Genomic DNA, 21,199 nt, shown 5'->3' with positions numbered 1-21,199 from the left:
GCGTTGCGCACTTCCGCGCACAGATGTGCTGAGGAGGTGGGCGGGGCTAGCGGCCGTAGGCGGTGAGGAACCGGTCCCGGAAGGTATCCATCGGCCAGACCGGTGCGCCGGCGTCCGGCCGCAGCCCGTCCCGCCAGCCCCAGTCCGCTACCCGATCCGTCACGGCTGGGTCGGCGGCGATGATACTCACCGGCACGTCGTGGCTCGCCCCATTGCCCGAGACGATGCTGGCCGGCTGATGGTCGCCGAGGACGACGAGCACCAGGTTGCGGTCGTGGAGCTGCTGTACGAACGAGGTCAGGGCATCCAGCGAGTAGGCGATGGACTGTGCGTAGGCGGCCTTCACACGGTCCGGCTGTCGCCACACGTATTCCGGCGAGTCGCCCTCGGCCGGCATCGGGTCGAAGACCGAGCCGTCGCCCAGCCGGCTCCAGTCGACGAGCCGGGGGAGCGGTGCCCAGGGGGTGTGGCTGGAAACCAGGTCGACCTCGGCCATGACGGGGGCGCGGTTCGGCTTCTCCAACTCCAGCCGCTGGAGCGCGGCCAGGGTGTACTGGTCAGGCATCGAGGCATAGCTGAACGGCGGCCCGGCGTACCCCACGTTCCGGCGGTCGTAGACCTTGTCGTAGTGGTAGTACGTCTTCGCCACCGACCAGTCCTCGTCGTTGGACGGTACGTCGGCGACTGTTCGCCAGCCGGCGCGACCGAACGCGTCGGTGAGAGTGAGCCGGTCGAGGGTGACGAGGTGGTCGTACCGCCGCTGATTGTTCACCCACAGCCCGGACTGCAGGGTGGAGTGCGCCAGCCAGCTGATGCCGCCGAACGTCGGCGAGGTGAGGAAGCCGCTGCGCGAGGAGAAGCCGGCCTGCTGCAGCCGCCGGTCCCCGGCCTGGAGCGCCGACCCGACGACAGGAGAGTCGAGCGCCGTGCGTCCGTAGCTCTCGACGAAGACCACGAGCACGTCCTTGCCCCGCAGACCGGTTAGCAAGTCCTTGCCCGGGGTGTCGCGGAAGGGATCCTGCTTGAGCGCCCGCACGAACTCCCGCTGGTCGCGGAGGTCGTCACGGACCTGCGTGGCGAGCCGAGCCGCGGAGGTCGAGGCGAGCTGTCGTACGGGCTCCGGCCCAGTGCCGGTCAGCGCGGGCACGATCGAGATCGCGGCCAGGACGGCTACGATCCGGATCGTCGGCCGCCGGTGTCTCGCCACGAGCCGGGTCACCCGCACTGCCGACAGCGGCAGCAGGGCGAGCAGGGCCACGCAGAGGACTCCGGCTCCGATGAAGACTGCGAGGGCGCCGACGCGGCCGATCGAGTCGCCGAGCAGGCCCAGCGCGGAGCCGGCGTACGCCGCGTCGTAGACGGGGTGGAAGGCGCGGTCGAAGACGAAGTAGAAGCCTCTGTCGAGCAGCCGCAGGATCATCAGCACCCCGACGAGGAGACCGCCGATCACTGCGAGGATCCGCGCGAGTCTCGACGGCAGCACCGCTACGAGGACGACGAACACCAGGCCCTCGAGCGGGATCCGGAGGAAGGCGCCCGGCGACAGGTCGCCGGTGTGGTCCGGCACGAGGAGCGCAGCCCAGACCAGGAGCACCGCCAGCGCCGACGTCACGGTGGCACGGGTGCCGGGCGGGCTTCCGGCCAGGCGCCAGAGCCCCCAGATCTGACGGCCGAACGACTCGGCCAGCAATCCCAGCGCGATCAGCAGCACCACCGTGGTCACGGCATCGGGCAGGATGCCGGCCGCCGCGACGGTCAGGGCGATGCCCTGGATCGCGGCGACTACCTTGGCCCAGTAGCGAGGCGGGAGCGAACCGCGCAGCCACGGCAACGCCCAGCTGGCGGCCACGAATGCATAGCGGGCCGCACCGATCGCAAGCACCCACCAGCCCGTCGTATGGGCGACATACACGCTCAGGACCATGATCAGGAACGCGTCGACTTCCATGTCGAAGCGCGCCCCGAACGCCGAAGCGGTGCCGGTACGCCGAGCGACCTGACCGTCCACCCCGTCGAGGACCAGCGCGATCGTCGAGAGCGCCACGAGGATCGCCACCGGCGCCTTGCCTCCCAACGAGTCCGCCGTAAGCGCCGCGACCCCGCAGGCGAGGACCGCGCGAGCCAGTGTCACTCTGTCCGCGGGCCCCAGCCCGTCACGACGGTGATGCGCCATCGCGCGGGCAAGCAGCGCGGCAAGGCCGGCTCCGGAGGCGACGCCGGTCGCCCAGCCGGCGACGTCGAGGCCGGTGGTCGCCGCGAGTACACCGAGGAGCACGAGCAGACAAGCGAAGCCGGCGAGTGGGCCGGTCAGGATGCGGCTGCGCACTCGACCCTGAACCAGACGCACAGTGCCTCCGTATCGACGGGTACGACAGTCATACGAGGACAGCGTCGCACCGGTTCATCCGGGCGGGAGAAGGAGGCCGCCGCGTGACCGGATGAACCAGCGGCAGGTGACGGCCGTGTTACTGGTACGAGGCCCCAACTACGAGATCGGAACCGCCATCAGCCGAAGCATCTGGACCTGGGCGCGCGTGGCGGGCGGCGCCGCGATCCTCGCCGTTCTCGTTTGGCGGGTGGGCACGGGCCCATTGGTGGACGGGCTCCGACTGACGACCGGTTGGCCGCTCGCCGCCGCGCTCGCAATCACGTCGCTGACCACGTTGTGCTGTGCATGGCGGTGGAGGCTCGTCGCCGGCGGGCTCGGCGTCGAGCTGCCGCTGAGGACCGCTGTGGCTGCGTACTACCGGTCCCAGTTCCTCAACGCCACGCTGCCCGGCGGGGTGGTGGGCGACGTACACCGCGCCGTGCGCCACGGGCGCGAAGTCGGCGACCTGAGCCGGAGCCTGCGGGCCGTCGCGTGGGAGCGGGCGTCGGGATTTGCGGTACAGATCGTGCTGACCGTGGCCGTGCTGCTCCTGCTGTCCTGGCCCGCCGGCTCGCTTGTTCCCTCGGTCGCCGTGCCGGTCGTGGTCGTCGCCGGTGTGGCACTCATCGCCGTACCCCTATACCTGAACCGACGTCGCCTCTCCTCGCGGATCGGACGCGCCTTCACCACCGACCTCCGCGACGCGGTCCTCGCGCCGCGGGCCTGGCCGGGCATCCTGCTCGCCTCCACCGTCGCCGTGCTCGGCCATGCCGCCGTGTTCCTGATCGCAGTGCGAGCGACCGGGGCGGACGTGTCGCTGGCTCGGCTGCTGCCGCTGGCACTGGTCGTGCTGACGGCCTCGGCGGTGCCGACGAACATCGCAGGCTGGGGCCCGCGCGAGGGCGCCGCCGCATGGGCGTTCGGCTCGGTCGGGCTGGGCGCGGCGCTGGGCGTCACAGTCGCGGTGGTGTACGGCATGCTCGCGCTGGTCGCAACTCTGCCTGGAGCCGTCGTCCTGGTAGTTGCGCGTCGGCGCGCCCGGGACAGTGCGCGCGGCCCGACCGAGGCGCAGCCGGAGCGAGTCGGGAGCGCCGTAGATGCCTGATCGCCCCGCCACCCTGCTCGGCTGCGGCAAACCGCAGTCGACAACCACCGGACTCTGACGACAGAGGGCACCACCGCGGAAGTGGTGCCCTCAGACTTCTGTTTGCTGTTATGCGTCTGCCGGGAACGGTACGCCGGTGTTGCTGTGGCAGCGGTAGCCGTTCGGGTTCTTGTACAGGTACTGCTGGTGGTAGCCCTCGGCGTAGTAGAACGTCGTCGCCGGGGCGATCTCGGTGGTGATGGCGCCGTAGCCGAGGGGCTTGATCACCGGGGCGTAGAGGTCCCGGGTGCGCTCGGCCTCGGCGCGCTGGGCGTCGGTGGTGTAGTAGATGGCCGAGCGGTACTGGGAGCCGAGGTCGTTGCCCTGCCGCATGCCCTGTGTCGGGTCGTGGGTCTCCCAGAAGACCTTCAGCAGGTCGGTGAAGGTGGTCTTGGTCGGGTCGTACACGACCCGGACCGCCTCGGTCTGGCCGGTGCGGCCGCTGCAGACTTCCTCGTACGTCGGGTTGGGGGTGTAACCGCCCGCGTAGCCGACGGCCGTGGTGTACACGCCGGGCTGCTGCCAGAAGATCTCCTCGGTCCCCCAGAAACACCCGGTGCCGAACCAGACCTCCTCGAACCCCTCGGGTGCGGCGGCGGTCTGCGGCGTACCGAGCACGATGTTCTCGGCCGGGACGGCGAAGCCAGGGGTGGGCCGGCCGGGCAGTGCGGCCTCAGGCTCGACCAGAGCTGTGTTGCGCTTGAAGAACGACATCTCACGCCTCTCGCAGTGTGACTCTCATAGTCTCCCAACGCTCCCGGTGAGGTGATCCTTCCCCGCACCCCTTACGGCGCGATGACGTCAGGCGATCATTGCGGCCGAGCGTCTGGCGGGCGCGGGACCGGTGGTCAGCGCGGCGTACGACGCCGCCAGGCGACGGACTCCGTCACGCAGCGCATCCGCCGGCAGCGTGTACGGCAACCGGATAAAGGACTCCAGCCCACCATCCGGTGAGAAGCGCGACCCGGCCACCAGCAGTACGCCGTTCCGTTGCGCAACCCCGACCAGACTCGACCCCACCGGCTCCGGCAGCTCGCACCACAGCGACAAACCGCCACCCGGCAGCCGGAACCGCCACGACGGCAACTCCGCCGATACGGCCTCCGCCAGCGCATCCCGCTGGCGGGCGAGCGTCACCCGCCGCTCCGGCAGGAGTGCTGCGCGCTGCCGCAACAGCCGGGCGACGACCAACTGCTCCAGCACCGGCGCCCCCAGATCGAGCGAAGCGCGCGCGTCGAGGACCTGGGCGACGAGCGCCTCCGGCACCCGCATCCACCCGATCCGCAGCCCGCCCCAGAACAGCTTGCTCGCCGAGCCGACCGTGATGACGCCTTCCGGGTGGTACGACGCGAACGGCGGCGGCATCTCCTGACCGTCCAGCGACAGCCCGAACAGCGTCTCGTCGATGATCGCCGTCGTCCGGGTCCGCGCGAACGCGATCGCCAGCCGCTGCCGGTCCGCCGCCGACATCAGCCAACCGGTCGGATTCTGGAAGTCCACCACCATCCAGGCGGCCCGCGGAGCGGTCTGCCTGATCGTTGCCTCCAGCAAAGGAAGGTCCCAGCCGGTCGGCCCCATCGGCGCCGCCACCAGCCGGCAGCCGCTGTGCCGGATCGCGTCGACCGAGTTCGGGTGGGTCGGGCTCTCGGTCAGCACCCGGTCGCCGATCTGGGTCATCGCCCGGATCGCGATCGACGTCGCGGCCAGCGCACCGGCGGTGATGATGATCTGGTCCGGCGAGGTCGGCAGCCCGCGTTCGGTGTAGACGGCCGCGACCTCCTCGCGCAGCTCCGGCAGGCCCTGCGGGTGGTACCCGGGGGTGGCGAGGTGAGCCGGGAGATCGGGCGTCGCGGCGGCGACCGCGGCGCTGATGCCCGGGATCGCGGCAGGCGCCGCGGCGGTGAAGTCGTAGTGCGCCTCGGTGTCGAATGTGGGGGCGTGGTGCCGTCCGAGCTCAGGCTCGAGCCGGCCGGGGAGTGCGGTGACACTGCCCGAGCCGCGGCGGCTGATCAGGTACCCGCCGTCGCGCAACTCCCGGTACGCCGAGGCGACCGTCGTACGACTGACGCCGAGAGCCTCGGTCAGCTCGCGCTCGCTCGGCAGCCGCGAACTCGGCATGATCCGGCCGTCCGCGATCAGCAGTCGCAGCCGCTCGGCGAGGACCCGGTACGCCGGACCCGTCCCGTCGGCCCAGGCGCCGAGCAGGCCGGTGAGAGTGCTGGCGGGGAGATATTGCCCTTTCATGCAGTCCACTATTACGCAATTGGCTATCGATCGCCAGGCCACTTGCCGCACAAACTGGACAGGTGACCGCCACTTCCGATGCTCCGCCGCGTCAGCTCGCGCCCCTGAACCCGCTCCAGCAGCTGAAAGCGGGCCACCTGCCGCGCCGCCTGGTGCAGTTGTACGTCGGCCTGATCCTGTACGGCGCCTCGATGGGCCTGATGATCCAGGGCAACCTCGGCCTGGACCCGTGGGACGTCTTCCACTCCGGCATCACCAAGCACCTGCCGCTGAGCTTCGGCACCATCGTGATCGCGGTCAGCTTCGTCGTACTGCTGGCGTGGATCCCGCTGCGGCAGTGGCCCGGGTTCGGCACGATCAGCAACGCGATCGTCATTGGCTTGGTGACGGACCTGACGCTGGCCACGGTCGACCGGCCGGACGCGCTCTGGCTGCGGATCGTCTTCATGGTCGCCGGCGTCGTGGTCAACGCGCTGGCCGGTGCGCTCTACATCGGCGCCCAGTTCGGCCCGGGTCCGCGCGACGGGCTGATGACCGGCCTGGTACGACGTACCGGTCTCAGCGTCCGCCTGGTCCGCACCACGCTCGAACTCGCCGTCCTCGCGACCGGCTTCCTGCTCGGCGGCTCGGTCGGAGTAGGCACCGTCGTCTACGCCCTGTCAATCGGCCCCTTGGTCCACTTCCTCCTCCCGATCTTCACCGTCCGCCTCAAGGAGGTTAGCTAACCGTCTCCCGGCGTACGGGCATCTCGGCTGTCGGTGGTCGGAGTTAGCGTTTGTGGGGTGAGTCGTCTCGGCACGTTCCGGTTCTCCGCGCCGCTGTGGCAGTACCCGGGCGAAGGGAGTTGGTACTTCGTCACGGTCCCGGAGGAGATCAGTGACGACATCGCCGACCTGACCGCGGGTACGCGCAAAGGGTTCGGCTCAGTGCGTGTCACCGCCACCGTCGGCGGTACGACGTGGCAGACCTCGGTCTTTCCCAGCAAGTCCGGCAGCTACTTCCTGCCGGTGAAGAAGCCGGTGCGCATCGCCGAGCACCTGACCGAGGGCTCACCGGTCGACACCCGGCTCGAACTCGCCGACCTGTAGCTCCTGCGCGAGCCGGCTGCCCGCCGACGCCAGGGGCAGCCGGCCCGTGTGGTCAGGCGGCGTTGAGGTAGTCGACCAGTTCGCCGAGCTCGGAGGCCCAGCCTTCGGTGTTGCTGCTGAAGGCCTTGCGGTAATCCTCGTCGGGGAGCTGGGCGAAGCCGGACTCGACGACGGTGAGGCGGGTGCCGGTGTCGACGGGTTCGAGCGTGAACTCGACGTACGTCCGGCGCGGGTCCTCGGCGGGGAGGCCGTAGATGTGCCAGGTGAAGCCGAAGATGGTCGGCTCGTCGATCCGCTCGATCCGCATCTCGGCCTTGTCGCCGCTGTTCCAGGTCATCTGCCCGGTCCCGCCCGGCCGCAGGTCGATCGTCGCCTGATGCCCGAACCAGGTGCCGAGCCCTTCCGCGGTGGTGAGCGCCGCCCACACCTTCTTCGGCGGGTGAGCAAGCTCAACCGTCCGTTCGATCCGATCGGGAAACCCCATGACAACCTCCAGCGAATAGCAACCATCTAGTTGCGACCCAATCTATTGCAACCCCTAGGTTGCGTCAAGATCTCCAGTTCGAGATTGCCGGAAGGGCGGGTGGAAAGGCGAACGCCGCCGGGGTGGCCGGCGGCGTTCGGGTGCTTCGGGGTGGTGCGCGCTACTTGGTGATTGCGGGACCCTTTGGGTCGGTTGTTGGGCCGCCGATGCGCTGGGCTTCGCCTTGGTCCTGCTGCTGGCCCTGCGGGTTCGTTGGCTGCGCGGCGGCCCGGGCCGGGATCTGACCTGCGGAGGGCTGCCCGGCGCTGACGAACTGAGCGAGGTTGCCCTCCCGGTCGGCGCCGGCGCGGTGCTGGCCCGGGCCTTGCTGGTTGCTCGACGTCTGCAGGGACGAGGCGGCCTGCACCAACTGCTGGGCGGCGGCCGCACGCGCCTCGGGGGTCTGCGCACTGACCAGAGCGTGAGCGTGGGCGCTCAGGGCCTGAATGTCCTTGCCGTCCACGTTGGCCTGGTTCAACGCCGGGTTCTTGAACGCGGCGAAGGCGGCCCGCGCGGCGTTGGCGCGGTTGGACGCGTTGGACCGCCGATCCTGCGCCCAGCGGGATATCCGGTCGACCGTGTTGCGACCGGCCTGGACGGCGTTGCGGCCCGCCGCCTGCGCACCGTCGACAGCGGTGCGGCCCAGGTTCTGTGCACCTTCGACGGCGTTGCGACCGGCCTGGACGGCGTTGCGGCCCGCCGCCTGCGCACCGTCGACAGCGGTGCGGCCCAGGTTCTGTGCACCTTCGACGGCGGCGCGGCCCTGGGTTGTGATCGCCCGGCCGGCAGCGTCCAGGCGCTCGTTCACGACCTGGGTGGCGAGGTCCGCCTGGACCTGCACCCGCTGCCCGAAATCAGTCACCCGGTTGACGGCGTTGTCCCGGACCTCGCCGGCCCGGGTGGCGGTGTCCCGGCCGAACTGAGCGGTCTGAGACGCCAAGGACTTGGCGCCCTCGCTCAGCCGTTGATACGTCTGGGCGGCCACCTGCTCGACGCGGACGGCTGCGTTGATGATCGGGGCCAGTGCCCGTTGGATGCGGATCGCGCGGCGGAGGGCGATCTGGTCGGGCTCCGAGAGGTTCGCGCCCCACTGGACGAATTGTTCCCGGTTGCCCGGCTCCCACATCCCTGGGCCTTGGTACGGCGTGGTCATATTCGAGCTCCTAGTCGATGTAGACCGCGTAGTTGACACAAACCGAGCTGGTCAGCGGGTCCCTGGTGGGCTTGTCGCTGAAGAGGTGGATCTGGGCGCCGGGGCGAACCCAGACGGCGAGGTGCCGCCGGTCCGCGCCCGCACCCCGAGCCCACTCGTCGAGGAACGTCGGGCTGCTCTCGTCACCCACGTAGTCGGGATCGCCGAAGTGCTTGCGGGCGAGCTCGAGGTGGTCCGGCCAGGCCTTGTCCAGTCCGGCCTCGGCGGCCGGGATGTCGTCCGGCTCGATCTCGTACGCGATCCAGCCGCTGTTGCGGCAGTCGGAGAAGGCGAGCCCGTCGAACACGATGATCGTGCTGCCGCGCCGCGTGGTGAATCCCCACGACGCCACCAGCGGATCGATCTCTTCGCCGGCCGCCAGGGGCCATGGCTGCCAGTCGGTGGCGGCCGTGACCCGCTGCACGAGTGCGCGGACCACTGCCGGGCCGCACGCGTCGCTGTCCGGGCCTGCCACCCTGGTCCAGTCCGCTACGTCGGCGAGGTCGGCCATCGCCAGGTCGTCCTCGTCGAGCGGCCTGTCCTGCGTCTTCATCCGGGCTTGTTCCTTCCGTCTCTGTCAAGCCTTTCGGCCGCAACCGTAGGGCGCGGTCAGGGTCACGTCATCGGGCCAATGGTTGCGGTCAGGTCACGGGATCAAAGGGTCAGCGGTTGATCGAGTCGCCCTTCCGCTCGATGTCCTGACTTGTCTTGTGCAGTCCCTTCTCGGCCGCGACGGCGGTGTCCCGGGCGCCCGCGGGGCTCGAGGGTTCGGCCGGCGGCCTGCCGGCAAAGGCAGCGTGGACCTCTTGCATGTCTCGCACCGACAGGTTTCCTGAGTTCCTGGCCGCGCCGCCCGGTGCGGTCTGTTGCCCGTCGGGCCGTTGCCCCACGGCTTCGGCTGCCGCTGCCGCGGGTTGCCCGGGCGTCTGTCCCGCGGCCGCGTCCACCCAGTGCTGGGCGTTCTCCGGGTCGCCCTCCTGCCGGGCTGCCGGCCGCTGGGTCTCGACGACCTGGTGGATTCCGACATCGTGCTGGCCCTCAGTCATCTCCGGCTGCTGCTGGGCCCCGGCCCGCGGTTGCACCACCTCAGGCTGCCGCTGTGCACCCTCGGCCCGCTCCGGCGCACCCTCTGCCCGCTCCGGGGCACCTTCGGGCTGTTGCTGTGCCGCACCGGTTTGCGCTTCCGCTGCCTCGGGTTGCTGTTGGGCGACTTCCGGCTGGAGTTGCTGGGCGACCTGGAGCTGCTGCTCGAGCTGGGCTTGCTGTGCTTGGAGCTGGGCAACCTGATTCCGGAGGGCCTCGACCTCGACTTCCAGCTGCTGGATCCGATCCCGCAGGAGCGCCTCCTGCGGGGTCGGGACCTGCTGGGTCTGCTGCTGCCCGATCGGCGCGGCCTGCTGTGTTCCGGGCTGCTGTGCTCCGAGTTGCTCATAGGCCTGCTGCTGGAACTCAGGCGCCAAGGTTGACGGGCCACCGGTGACGACTCGCCGCATGCCCTGTTCCGCCAGGTACTGGAGTCTGGCTGGGGTCATTCGCTGGGCGCCGATGGTCTGCAGGTCAGTCGGTTCCATGCGGTCGACCGCGTTGCGGGCCATTGCGTACCCGGCCTTGAGCTCCTTCGTCCCCCGACGGACATCGGCCCAGCGGGACGCGGCGTTGCGCACCATCTTGGCCGGGTTCCACTGCAGGATCCGGTCGGGCCCTCCCGCGTCCGCCAGGAGCTGGCGCGCGGTGCCCTCGTAGCTCAGGCCGACGGTCCGGGCCGTGCCGTTGAAGTGACCGGCGACGTGCTGCGTCGCCATCTCGGCCAGGTGGGCTCTGGTCAGGCCGGCGCGGCCGACTGCCCCACGCTCGGCTCGGCTCATCCTCCGGACGCCCGCGCGGGCGTTGGCGAAGGCGGCCTTGGCTGACTTCGCGCCCAGTTTTTCGGCTTTCCAGCGGGACTTGCGGTCCCGCTTCGCGGCCTTGGCGGCGCTGCGGCGTTCACGAAAACCGGGACGGGCGGCGGGGGACTGGTCGCTCATCGGTCTCCTAGTCGATGTACACGGCGTAGTTGACGCCGACGGCGTTCGTCAGGGGGTCCTTGGTGGGCTTGATGCTGTAGAGGTGGAGCTCGGCGCCCGGGCGCAGCCAGACGGCCAGGTGGCGGTGGCCGGCGGCGGCGCCGGGAGCCCAGTCGTCGGCGAAGCCGGGCTCGGAGTCGTCGCCGACGTAGTCGGGCTCGCCCCAGTGGCGGGTGGCCAGAGCGAAGTGGTCGGGCCAGTGCGCGTCCAGGCCGGCCTCTGCAGCGGCGATGTCGTCGGGGCCGATGTCGTACGCCGACCAGCCGCTGTCGGGGCAGTCGGCGAAGACCAGGCCGTCGAACACGATCAGGGTCGAGCCGCGCGGAGTGGTGAATCCCCAGGAGACCATCTCGTCGGCGATCACCTCACCCTGCCGCAGCGGCCACGGCTGCCAGGGTGTCTCTGCCATCACGCGGTGGACCAGCGCCCGCACGACCTCCGGACCGGAATCGTCGCCGTCGGGGCCGGCCAGGCTGGTCCAGTCCTGGATCTCGCCGAGGTCCGCCATCGCCAGGTCGTCCTGGTCGAGCGGCCTGTCCTGCGTCTTCATCCGGCGCTGTGTCCTTCCGTCCGCGGTCCGGGGGCAACCACTGAGCGCAACGGTAGGCTGCCGTACGGGTCAGTTGCCACCGGCTCCGACGCGGCTGTGGACAACTCGGATCCATCGAATCGTCCCGGCTGTGGACGGCGTGCGTGGCGGCAGCAGACCAGGCCGTACGCTGGTCCGGTGAACACGGAACACCACTACGGCTTCGAGACGCTCGCCATCCACGCCGGGAACGAGCCCGACCCCACCACCGGTTCGGTGGTGCCGCCGATCTACGCGACCAGCACCTACAAGCAGGACGGCGTCGGCGGGCTGCGCAACGGCTACGAGTACTCCCGGTCGGCGAACCCGACCCGGACGGCGCTGGAGGAGTGTCTGGCCGCGATCGAGTCTGGCAACCGCGGGTTCGCGTTCGCCAGTGGTCTCGCCGCCGAGGACACCCTGATCCGGTCGCTGTGCGTGCCGGGTGACCACGTGGTCTTCCCCGACGACGCGTACGGCGGCACGTTCCGCCTGTTCTCGAAGGTGCTGGGCGCGTGGGGTGTCGAGATGACGCCGGCCGCGGTCACCCACCCCGAGGCGATCCGGGCCGCGATCCGCCCGGGCAAGACCAAGGTGGTCTGGCTGGAGACGCCGACCAACCCGCTGCTGAACGTCGCCGACATCGCCATCGTCGCGCAGATCGCCCACGACGCCGGCGCCCTGCTGGTGGTGGACAACACCTTCGCCTCGCCGTACCTGCAGCAGCCGCTGGAGCTCGGCGCGGACGTGGTCGTGCACTCGACGACGAAGTACATGGGTGGTCACTCCGACGTCGTCGGCGGCGCACTGATCGTCCGCGACGCCGAGCTGGCCGACAAGATCGCCTTCCATCAGAACGCGATCGGCGCGGTCGCCGGCCCGTTCGACTCCTGGCTGGTGCTGCGCGGCATCAAGACGCTCGGCGTCCGGATGGACCGGCACAGCGACAACGCCGAGAAGGTCGTCGAGTTCCTGCAGCGGCACAACTCCGTCAGCCAGGTGCTGTACCCGGGCATCGACGGCCACCCCGGCCACGAGACCGCCGCGAAGCAGATGAAGCGGTACGGCGGGATCGTGTCGTTCCGGGTCACCGGGGGAGAGCCGCACGCGCTGGACATCTGCAACAAGGCCGAGGTCTTCACCCTGGGTGAGTCGCTCGGCGGCGTCGAGTCGCTGATCGAGCACCCGGGCAAGATGACCCACGCCTCGGTCGCCGGCACGCCGCTCGAGGTCCCGGCCGACCTGATCCGGCTCAGTGTCGGTATCGAGACCGTCGACGACCTGCTGCAGGACCTCGACCGCGCGATGTCCTGATCCGTGGGGCTCGTGGTCGCGGTCGACTTCGGGTCGACCTTCACCAAGGCGATCGCGGTGGACTCCGGCTCGGGTGATCTGGTCGCCCGAGCCGAGCATCGCACCACGATCGACACAGATGTGATGGACGGCTGGCACGCCTGCCGGGCTCTCCTCGCGGAGGTCGACCGCGGCGTCGATAACGCCGAGGTCCTCGCCTGCTCGAGTGCGGGTGGCGGTCTGCGGATAGGTGTCGTAGGCAACGAGGAGCTCGTCACCGCCGAAGCGGGCCGGCGCGTCGCACTGTCCAGCGGTGGCCGGGTCGTTGCCGTGGTCAACGGTGGGCTCACGGCAACCAGCCAGAAGGAGCTTCGCAAGGACCGTCCCGATGTCGTGCTGCTGCTGGGCGGCACGGACGGAGGCAACTCGGCAGTGTTGCTCAAGGCAACCGAGACGCTGGCGAAGTACAAGTGGCGCCGACCGGTCGTTGTCGCCGGCAACCTCGAGGCGCGGACCGAGGTCGGCGAGATCCTGACGGCCGCCGACGTGCCGCATGTGCTCGCGGACAACGTCGTACCGGAGATCGGGGTGTTCGCGCCGGACAGCGCGCGGGCCGCGATCCGGGAGATGTTCCTCGCGCACGTGATCGGTGGGAAGAACCTGTCCCGCGATCCCGCGTTCGCACGGATGGTCCGGGCCGCCACGCCCGACGTCGTACTGCGGGGTGTCGAGGTGCTGGCCGGGTTGCACGGTGACGTGGCCGTCGTGGACATCGGTGGGGCGACGACCGACGTGCACTCGGTGATCGAGCTCGACCCCGAGGACGCGAACCTCGGCCGTGAGGTGGTCGCGACCCACCCGGTGACGCGGACCGTCGAAGGCGACCTCGGCATGCGGTGGAGCGCCGTACCTGTGGTCGCCGCGGGCGTCGAGGCGGGCCTGGTCGCGGACGACGACACGATCCGTACGGCGGCCGCGCGCCGGCACCGTGATCCGTCGTACCTGCCGGACAGCGCGCTCGAGGCGTCGTACGACGAGACCCTGGCGACGGTGGCCGCGACGGTCGCGCTCAGACGGCACGCGGGGCGGCAGCGGGTCGTGTTCGGGCCGGGTGGCCGGGTGATCGAGCGGTCCGGGAAGGATCTGCGCGAAGTGGATCTCCTGGTCGGATCCGGGGGAGTGCTGCGGCACAACGGGCCGGAGGTGGCGGCGCGGATCCTGGGCTCGGTCGGCACGAACGCGCGGGAGGAAGGATGGCTCGTGCCGGAGCGCGCCGAGGTCTGTGTGGACACCGACTACGTGCTGGCCGGTGTCGGTCTGCTGGCCGGCGAGGACCCGAAGGCCGCCGAGGGCTTGGCCGCCCGGATTCATGGAACTGCCGCGGCCGGGCACTAGTCTCAGCAGCAAGCTAGCTGCGGAGGTGTGATGAGCGAGGCGGGGAGGGACGACGCGGACGCGTCGGCGACCGGGAGGCCACCGGAGGGGAACGACGATCCGAGTCCGGTCGCGGACAACCAGGTGCTCGAGGAGTCCAGTGTGCCGGCGGAGACGTCGGGAGCCGTGGCTGCCGAGCGAACGTCGGCGGGCGGCCCGGGCGACACAGAGGTGACGCGCGGGATGCACATCGCCAGTGCGTGGGCCTGGCGGTTCCTGGTGGTCGTCGCCGCCGTCCTGGTGATCGGCTATGCGGTGCAGTACCTGTCCGAGGTAGTCATCCCGGTGATCGTCGGCGTACTGCTCACCGCACTCCTCGTCCCGATCACGAACGGCCTGCAGCGGCTCCGCATCCCGCGTGGTCCCGCCGCCGGGATGACCGTGATCGCCACGATCGTGGTGGTGGCCGGCCTGCTCACGCTGGTCGGGACGCAGATCGCCAGTCAGTTCGACAGTCTGTCGACGCAGGTCGGCGAGGGTGTGCAGAAGCTGCGGGAGCTCGGCCGGATCAACTTCGGGCTCACCGACGCCGACGTCACCAACGCCATCAAGTCACTGCGCGAGCAGTTCACGTCCGGAGGTTTCCTCGGACAGCAGGCAGCCGCCGTCGGTACTACGGCCACCCACGTCGTCGCGGGTCTGTTCATCTCGCTGTTCTGTCTGTTCTTCTTCCTCTACCAAGGCGAGCAGATCTGGCGCTGGCTGGTCCGGCTGTTCCCGCGCCGGGCCCGGGTCAAGGCGGACACGTCGGGGCGGAAGGCCTGGGTCTCGCTGACCGCTTTCGTCCGAGCCACCATCATCGTGGCCGCTGTGGACTCGATCGGGATCGCTTTGGGTGCGGCGATTCTCGGTCTGCCGCTGGTGAGTGCGATCGGCATCCTGGTGTTCGTCGGCGCGTTCGTGCCGGTGGTTGGTGCGCTGGTCAGCGGCGTGGTCGCCGTACTGGTCGCCTTGGTTGCCAAGGGCCCGATCGTCGCGATCATCATGCTCGGGGTGGTGATCGGCGTTCAGCAACTCGAGGCGCACGTCCTGCAGCCGTTCCTGCTCGGGCGCGCGGTCAGCGTCCACCCGCTCGCCATCATCCTCTCGATCGCCACCGGCGTGATCATCGCCGGCATCGTCGGCGCCCTGGTCGCCGTACCGACCGCCGCCGTCCTCAACACCATCGTCAACTACCTGGCCGGCAACGACGTCGACCCCGAACCCCCGCGACACATACCCCCATTCCCCAGACGCAGGCACCCCACCACCCCAGCCCCAGCAGACGACTAACCCTGCGCCAGTCAGCGGTGTGGCCGTCAGGGCGGCGGGTTTGTCTCACGCAGCAGAACAGCCGCCCCCGGGAAACTCCCGGGGGCGGCTGTGGTGATGGATCGCGGTCAGTGCATCGCGGCCGCGGCGGAGGCCTCGATGGACTCCTCGCCTTCCGGCTCCTCGCCTGCCGGCTTGGGGCCGTCGGAACGGCCGGCCAGCCGCTGCTCCGGGGTGATGATCGCCAGGATCAGCGCGATCGCCAGGAACGGCAGGGAGACCAGGAACACGTCGTCCATCGCGTCGACCAGACCGTGCAGGGCCCAGCCCTTCATCGGCTGCGCCAGCCCGTGCAGAGCCTGCACACTGTTCGCCGCCTTCGCCAGTCCGTCAACCGCGGCCTGCGTGGCGTTCGGAACGATGTCGGTCAGGTGGTCCTTCAGCCGGATGGTCAGTACGGCGCCGTAGACCGCCGTACCGATCGCGCCACCCATCGAGCGGAAGAACGTCATCGTCGAGGTCGCGGTGCCCATGTGCTTGCGGGGCACGCTGTTCTGCGCGGCGGTGACGGTGATCTGCATCGAGAGGCCCAGACCGGCGCCCATCACGAACATGTAGATCGCCATCTGCCAGTAAGGCGTGGTCAGGCTCAGCGTGGACAGCATTACCATCGCGGCGCTGACCAGGATCGAGGAGATGATCGGGTACACCTTGTAGCGGCCGGTCTTGCTCATCAGCTGACCGCTCGGAATCGAGGCGGAGAAGATTCCGACGATCATCGGCAGCAGCGCCAGGCCGGACTGGGTCGGCGACAGGTCCTTGACCGCCTGCAGGTACAGCGGCAGGAAGATCAGCGCACCGAACATCGCGAACCCGAGCAGGAAGGCGTAGCCGGCGTACCCGGAGAAGATCCGGCCCTTGAACAGGTCCATCGGGATGATCGGCTCGGCCACCCGCAGCTCGATGAAGACGAACGCGACGGCCAGTACGACGGCCGCGACCAGCAGGCCGATCGTGGTCCCGTTGCCCCAGCCGTTGCTCGGGCCGCTCCAGGAGATGGCCAGCAGCAGCGTGGTGACGGCGGCGGCGACCGTGGCGGCGCCGAGGTAGTCGATCTTGTGCGAGCGCTTCACGTGCGGCAGCTTGAGCACGGCGGCGACGATGCCCAGGGCAACGAGGCCGATCGGCACGTTGATCCAGAAGATCCAGCGCCAGCCCGGACCGTCGGTGAGCAGACCGCCGAGCAGCGGGCCGGCCACCGAGGACAGGCCGAAGACGGCGCCGAAGTACCCCATGTACTTACCGCGCTCGCGGGGCGGGATCACGTCGCCGATGGTGGCGAACGCCAGCGACATCAGGCCACCGGCGCCGAGACCCTGGACGGCCCGGAAGCCGATCAGCATCTCGATGTTCTGCGACATGGCCGACAGTACGGAGCCGGCGAGGAAGATGACGATCGCCGCGATGAACAGCGGGCGGCGTCCGTACAGGTCGGAGATCTTGCCCCACAGCGGAGTGGAGGCGGTCGAGGTCAGCAGGTACGCCGTGACCACCCAGGACAGCTTGTCCAGGCTGTTGAACTCGCTGACGATCCGCGGCAGCGCCGTACCGACGATGCTCTGGTCCAGCGCGGCCAGGAACATCCCGGCCATCAGACCGCCGAGAATGACCAGGATCTGCTTGTGGGACAGGTAGTTCGGGGCGCCGCCAGGGGCGGCGATGGTGCTATCTGGGCCGCCGGCGGTGGCGGGCTCAGTGGTGCTCATCTGGTGCTCTCCAGGTTCTTGTCGGTGTTCTCGCGGGTGGCGGCTGTGCCATCGGTATTTGGGCCGCCGGGCGCGAAGTCTTCGTCGGTACGGCGCTCAGGGTCCGGGGCGGCGCGTAGTCGCGGAGCGACCGCGGCCCAGCCCCTGTCGGCCCAGCGAGCGTCGGCCGGGGTGTCGGTGAGATTGGCGACTCCGTCGGCGAACCGGGTCATCAGCCGCTCGAACGTCAGGATGTCCTCCTCGGACCAGCCGTCCATCGCGGTGCTCAGCAGCTCCATCCGGCGGCGGGCACTGGACTCCCACTGCTCGATGCCCTGCTCGGTCAGCTCGACCCGGAAGGCACGGCCGTCGTCGGGATCGGGGGAGCGGCGGACCAGGCCCAGCTGCTCCAGCGCGCGAACGTGACGGCTCGCGGTCGAGGCGTCGAGCTCCATCCGCGCGGCCAGGTCGGACAACCGCAGTGCGCCACTGCACCGCAGCACGAACAGCGCCACGTGCGCGCTGTGGTCGATCGTGTCGCCGGGCTGCTTGGCCTTGAGCCGGCGTCCGATCCGGGTGAACGCGTGCATGACGCCCTCGATGGGGGTCTGCGGGGTGTACGCGTCGTTTACTTGCATGCTGCAAGCATATACATGCTTGCGTGATACACGCAAATGAGTTTCCGAGATTGCCGAGTGAGCCGCCACTCATTTACTCTCCGTCCCGGGATGGTCACTGTCCGCAGTAGAGGAGAATCAGCGGACGATCATTCGACGACAGAGGGGTGCGTTCTGTGACGCAGGTGGCGGTGGTGACCGGTGGCGGCTCCGGGCTGGGGCGGGAGATGGCGCTGGCTCTGGCGGCGGCCGGGTTCGACGTGATCGTGACCGGCCGGACGGAGGAGACCCTTCGGGAGACCGTGGCCGACGGGGGCGGGCGGGTGCGGCTCGCCGTGCTGGACGTGGCTGACGGGGAAGCTGTCCGCGCGTTCTTCGGTGGGCTGGAGCGGATCGACGTACTGGTGAACAACGCCGGGATCGGGGCGCCGGCGGCCGCCGTACCGGATGTCGCGGAGGAGGACTGGCGGCGGGTGGTGGATACGAACCTGACCGGGTCGTTCCTGTGTGCGCAGGCCGCCTTCGGGCTGATGCTGCGGCAGGAGCCGAAGGGCGGGCGGATCATCAACAACGGGTCGATCTCGGCGCACGTGCCGCGGCCGCGGGGTATCGCCTACACCGCGAGCAAGCACGCGATCTCCGGCCTGACGAAGGGTCTCGAGCTGGAGGGCCGCGCGCACGGGATCACCGCGTGCCAGATCGACATCGGGAACGCCGCCACCCAGATGACCGAGCGGATGCGGCAGGGCGTCCTGCAGCCGGACGGGTCGTTCGCGATCGAGCCGACGTTCGACCCGAAGATCGTCGCGGACTTCGTGGTCCGGATCGCCCAGTTGCCGACATCGGTCGCCGTACCGACGCTGACCGTGATGGCGGCCGGGATGCCGTACGTCGGTCGCGGTTGACCTCCAGCGCTGTTGAGGTTCTACCTTCGGCGCATGGAGCCGCTCAAAACGACAAGAGAAATGTCGGACGGTCCGTCTAGGGTCGGTCCGTGAGTGAGCAGCGGGAGTCCCTGGTCCATGTCCGCGGGCTGCGGAAGTCGTACGGCGACTTCGAGGCAGTGCGCGGGATCGACCTGGACGTCTGGAAGGGCGAGGCGTTCGGGTTCCTCGGGCCGAACGGCGCGGGCAAGTCGTCGACGATGCGGATGATCGGCGCGGTCTCACCGACCAGTGGCGGCACGCTGCGGATCCTCGGCCTCGATCCGGCCACCGACGGCCCCTCGATCCGGGCCCGGCTCGGCGTGTGCCCGCAGGACGACACACTCGACACCGAGCTGACCGTCCGGGAGAACCTGACGATCTACGGCCGGTACTTCGGTCTCAGCCGGGCCGAGTGCCGCCTCCGGGCGGACGAGTTGCTCGAGTTCGTCGCGCTGACCGAGAAGGCGAACGTCAAGGTCGACGAGCTCTCCGGCGGGATGAAGCGGCGGCTGACGATCGCGCGGTCGCTGGTCAGCAAGCCGGACCTGCTGCTGCTCGACGAGCCGACCACCGGCCTCGACCCGCAGGCCCGGCACCTGTTGTGGGACAAGCTGTTCCGGCTCAAACAGGCCGGCGTGACGCTCATCATCACCACCCACTACATGGACGAGGCCGAGCAGCTGTGTGATCGGCTCGTGGTGATGGACGGCGGCCTGATCGCGGCCGAGGGTTCGCCGGCCGAGCTGATCCGCGACTACTCGACCCGCGAGGTCACCGAGCTGCGGTTCGGTCCGGACGTGATGCTGTCCGACCACGACGCGCTGGCCGGCAAGGTGGAGGACCTCGCCCAGCGCATCGAGGTGCTGCCCGATCGCCTGCTGCTCTATACGGACGACGGTGAGCGCGCGGTCGCCGCCGTCCACGAGCGTGGGCTGGAGCCGGCCGCTGTGCTGGTACGGCGCTCCACCCTGGAGGACGTGTTCCTCCGGCTGACCGGCCGGACGTTGGTGGATTAGGACATGGCACTCGCAGTGGAGAACGGGCGGCGCCAGTTCGACTACTGGCTCACCGTCTACAAGCGGACCTGGAAGGGCACGCTGATCAGCAGCTTCCTGCTGCCGCTGCTCTACCTGGCCGCGATGGGGATCGGACTCGGCTCGTTCGTGGACAGCAACGGGACCGGCGCGCTCGGTGGCATGACCTACCTGCAGTACATCGCGCCCGGGCTGCTCGCCGCCACGGCGTTGCAGGTAGCCGTCGGCGAGTCGACGTACCCGGTGATGAGCGGGCTGAAGTGGCAGAAGTTCTACTACTCGATGATCGCGACCCCACTGCGCCCGGCGGACGTCGTCTACGGGCAGCTCGGGTTCATCGCCTTCCGGGTGGGCAGCACCTGTGCGGTGTTCCTGGTGGTGATCGCGGCGTTCGGCAGTCTGCAGTCGCCGCTGGGCGTGCTGGCTCTGCCGGTCGCGCTGCTGGTCGGAATGGCCGTCGCCGGCCCGGTCGCCGCCTACGCCACCACGCTGGAGAACGACTCGGGCTTCGCGATGATCTTCCGGTTCGGGGTGGTCCCGGCCTTCCTGTTCTCCGGCGCGTTCTTCCCGGTCTCCCAGCTGCCCAACTGGATCGAGTGGCTCGCCTATGTCAGTCCGCTGTGGCACGGGGTCCATCTCTCCCGGGCCCTGGCGGAGGGCTCGGTCAATCCATGGCTCGCGCTCGTCAACGTCGCCTATCTACTGGCCTGGTTCATCATCGGCACCTGGCTCGCCGTCCGCGGCTTCACCAAGAGGTTGATCGGCTGATGGCTGTGCTTTTGGCCGGGCCTCCGGCGCCGGCGGGGTCATGGGGCCTTGGCTCCCGGCCTTCCCTCGTCGCTCCAGTCGCTTCGCTCCCTACGCTCCTCAGTCCAGGCCGGGAGGCCCCATGACCACCATCGCAGCCCGGGTCGTTCCGGTTCCGGTTCGTGTTGGTGGGGGACGGCACATCGTCGAGCGGAACTTCCTGCTCTACCGGCGGTCCTGGGTCGTCTTCTTGTCCGGCTTCTTCGAGCCGGTGTTCTACCTGCTGTCGATCGGGATCGGGGTCGCCCAGTTGGTCGGCGACTTCACGCTGTCCGACGGCACCGTCATCGGGTACGCCGCCTTCGTCGCGCCGGCGATGCTGGCCAGCTCGGCGATGAACGGTGCGATCTTCGACTCGACGTACAACATCTTCTTCCGGATGAAGTACGCCAAGCTCTACGACTCGATGCTGGCGACGCCGCTGCGGCCGTGGGACGTCGCCACCGGCGAGGTGACCTGGGCGCTGCTGCGCGGCGCCTGCTACTCGGCCATGTTCATCGTGGTGATGCTGATCATGGGCCTGGTGTCGTCGTGGTGGGTGGTGGTCGCGCTGCCGACGTCGGTGCTGATCGGGTTCGCGTTCGCCGGCGCCGGGATGGCGCTGACCACGTTCATGCGCAGCTGGCAGGACTTCGAGTTCGTGCAGCTGGCCATCATCCCGATGTTCCTGTTCTCGGCCACCTTTTACCCGGTCGAGACCTACCCCGCCGCGATCCGCTGGCTGGTCGAGATCACCCCGCTCTACCAGGGCGTCGTCCTCGAGCGCGCCTTCACCACCGGCACCGTGAGCTGGTCCCTGCTGATCAACGCCGCCTACCTGGCCGTCATGGGCACCCTCGGCATGTACGTCGCCTCCCGGCGGCTCGGCAAACTGCTGCTGAAATAGTCACTGAGTGCGACCT

At 69.5% G+C, this 21,199-nt stretch carries 20 protein-coding genes; 10 read left to right on the top strand and 10 right to left on the bottom strand.

Features of this window, described 5'->3' with window-relative positions; all coding sequences use genetic code 11:
* Window positions 1-46 precede the first annotated feature (46 nt).
* Window positions 47-2,347 carry a CDP-alcohol phosphatidyltransferase family protein gene (locus OG558_RS02785; RefSeq protein WP_405068797.1) on the bottom strand — a complete coding sequence of 767 codons (2,301 nt, stop codon included), beginning with the start codon at window positions 2,345-2,347 and terminating at the stop codon, window positions 47-49.
* 91 nt (window positions 2,348-2,438) lie between these two features.
* Here OG558_RS02785 and OG558_RS02780 point away from each other — a divergent pair, with 91 nt between their 5' ends.
* Window positions 2,439-3,473 carry a lysylphosphatidylglycerol synthase transmembrane domain-containing protein gene (locus tag OG558_RS02780; RefSeq protein WP_405068795.1) on the top strand — a complete coding sequence of 345 codons (1,035 nt, stop codon included), beginning with the start codon at window positions 2,439-2,441 and terminating at the stop codon, window positions 3,471-3,473.
* A 108-nt stretch (window positions 3,474-3,581) separates the two neighbouring features.
* Here the strand turns inward: OG558_RS02780 and msrA are convergent, their stop codons facing one another.
* Entirely contained in the window at window positions 3,582-4,226 is a 645-nt protein-coding gene (gene msrA, locus OG558_RS02775) for a peptide-methionine (S)-S-oxide reductase MsrA (protein WP_405068794.1), read from the bottom strand.
* An 87-nt stretch (window positions 4,227-4,313) separates the two neighbouring features.
* On the bottom strand, window positions 4,314-5,756 hold the full coding sequence (locus OG558_RS02770) for a PLP-dependent aminotransferase family protein (RefSeq protein WP_329481399.1): 1,443 nt from the start codon (window positions 5,754-5,756) through the stop codon (window positions 4,314-4,316).
* Window positions 5,757-5,818: 62 nt separating this feature from the next.
* On the opposite strand from OG558_RS02770, the gene OG558_RS02765 reads away from it, so the two are divergent.
* Both OG558_RS02765 and OG558_RS02760 read left to right on the top strand, forming a co-directional pair.
* Window positions 5,819-6,481, top strand: coding sequence for a YitT family protein (locus OG558_RS02765; RefSeq protein WP_405068793.1), 663 nt, complete (start codon window positions 5,819-5,821; stop codon window positions 6,479-6,481).
* 57 nt (window positions 6,482-6,538) lie between these two features.
* Window positions 6,539-6,844, top strand: coding sequence for a DUF1905 domain-containing protein (locus tag OG558_RS02760; RefSeq protein WP_405068792.1), 306 nt, complete (start codon window positions 6,539-6,541; stop codon window positions 6,842-6,844).
* Window positions 6,845-6,896: 52 nt separating this feature from the next.
* On the opposite strand, the gene OG558_RS02755 is transcribed toward OG558_RS02760, so the two are convergent.
* From OG558_RS02755 to OG558_RS02735, 5 genes are all read right to left on the bottom strand, one after another.
* Window positions 6,897-7,328, bottom strand: coding sequence for an SRPBCC family protein (locus tag OG558_RS02755; protein ID WP_329481396.1), 432 nt, complete (start codon window positions 7,326-7,328; stop codon window positions 6,897-6,899).
* A gap of 160 nt (window positions 7,329-7,488) precedes the next feature.
* The gene (locus OG558_RS02750) at window positions 7,489-8,520 is read right to left on the bottom strand and encodes a hypothetical protein (protein WP_405068791.1); all 1,032 of its coding nucleotides are present in this window, start codon (window positions 8,518-8,520) and stop codon (window positions 7,489-7,491) included.
* Between the two features lie 10 nt (window positions 8,521-8,530).
* Window positions 8,531-9,112 (bottom strand): hypothetical protein, encoded by a 582-nt coding sequence (locus tag OG558_RS02745; RefSeq protein WP_405068790.1) that lies wholly within the window; start codon window positions 9,110-9,112, stop codon window positions 8,531-8,533.
* Between the two features lie 109 nt (window positions 9,113-9,221).
* Window positions 9,222-10,583: a hypothetical protein gene (locus tag OG558_RS02740; protein ID WP_405068789.1), complete on the bottom strand. Its 1,362-nt coding sequence runs from the start codon at window positions 10,581-10,583 to the stop codon at window positions 9,222-9,224.
* A gap of 7 nt (window positions 10,584-10,590) precedes the next feature.
* Window positions 10,591-11,172: a hypothetical protein gene (locus OG558_RS02735; protein ID WP_405068788.1), complete on the bottom strand. Its 582-nt coding sequence runs from the start codon at window positions 11,170-11,172 to the stop codon at window positions 10,591-10,593.
* Window positions 11,173-11,349: 177 nt separating this feature from the next.
* Here OG558_RS02735 and OG558_RS02730 point away from each other — a divergent pair, with 177 nt between their 5' ends.
* Genes OG558_RS02730 through OG558_RS02720 form a run of 3 tightly spaced genes read left to right on the top strand, consistent with a single transcriptional unit; the run spans window position 11,350 to window position 15,189 of the window.
* Entirely contained in the window at window positions 11,350-12,504 is a 1,155-nt protein-coding gene (locus OG558_RS02730) for a cystathionine gamma-synthase (RefSeq protein WP_328526714.1), read from the top strand.
* Window positions 12,505-12,507: 3 nt separating this feature from the next.
* Window positions 12,508-13,878: a glutamate mutase L gene (locus OG558_RS02725; protein WP_405068787.1), complete on the top strand. Its 1,371-nt coding sequence runs from the start codon at window positions 12,508-12,510 to the stop codon at window positions 13,876-13,878.
* A 30-nt stretch (window positions 13,879-13,908) separates the two neighbouring features.
* Complete coding sequence (locus tag OG558_RS02720; RefSeq protein WP_405068786.1) at window positions 13,909-15,189, top strand: AI-2E family transporter; 1,281 nt, start codon at window positions 13,909-13,911, stop codon at window positions 15,187-15,189.
* A 107-nt stretch (window positions 15,190-15,296) separates the two neighbouring features.
* Here OG558_RS02720 and OG558_RS02715 read toward each other — a convergent pair whose 3' ends face one another.
* Both OG558_RS02715 and OG558_RS02710 read right to left on the bottom strand, forming a co-directional pair.
* A complete protein-coding gene (locus OG558_RS02715) occupies window positions 15,297-16,934 on the bottom strand; it encodes an MDR family MFS transporter (RefSeq protein ID WP_405068785.1) in 1,638 nt (545 codons plus the stop codon).
* Window positions 16,931-17,551, bottom strand: a complete 621-nt coding sequence (locus tag OG558_RS02710) for a MarR family winged helix-turn-helix transcriptional regulator (protein WP_405068784.1) — start codon at window positions 17,549-17,551, stop codon at window positions 16,931-16,933. The genes OG558_RS02715 and OG558_RS02710 overlap by 4 nt, the downstream gene beginning before the upstream one ends.
* A gap of 155 nt (window positions 17,552-17,706) precedes the next feature.
* Between OG558_RS02710 and OG558_RS02705 the strand changes: the two genes are divergently transcribed.
* The 4 genes from OG558_RS02705 (at window position 17,707) to OG558_RS02690 (ending at window position 21,183) form a co-directional block, all read left to right on the top strand.
* A complete protein-coding gene (locus OG558_RS02705) occupies window positions 17,707-18,435 on the top strand; it encodes an SDR family oxidoreductase (RefSeq protein ID WP_405068783.1) in 729 nt (242 codons plus the stop codon).
* Window positions 18,436-18,524: 89 nt separating this feature from the next.
* Window positions 18,525-19,472, top strand: a complete 948-nt coding sequence (locus OG558_RS02700; RefSeq protein ID WP_328526720.1) for an ATP-binding cassette domain-containing protein — start codon at window positions 18,525-18,527, stop codon at window positions 19,470-19,472.
* A gap of 3 nt (window positions 19,473-19,475) precedes the next feature.
* Entirely contained in the window at window positions 19,476-20,258 is a 783-nt protein-coding gene (locus OG558_RS02695) for an ABC transporter permease (protein WP_329481385.1), read from the top strand.
* 121 nt (window positions 20,259-20,379) lie between these two features.
* A complete protein-coding gene (locus OG558_RS02690; RefSeq protein ID WP_329481384.1) occupies window positions 20,380-21,183 on the top strand; it encodes an ABC transporter permease in 804 nt (267 codons plus the stop codon).
* Window positions 21,184-21,199: the final 16 nt, after the last annotated feature.

It is taken from the genome of Kribbella sp. NBC_01510 (assembly GCF_045040325.1).
Lineage (GTDB): Bacteria > Actinomycetota > Actinomycetes > Propionibacteriales > Kribbellaceae > Kribbella.
Note: the sequence above shows the minus strand (reverse complement) of the source record. Positions and strands in the feature narration are given on the sequence as shown.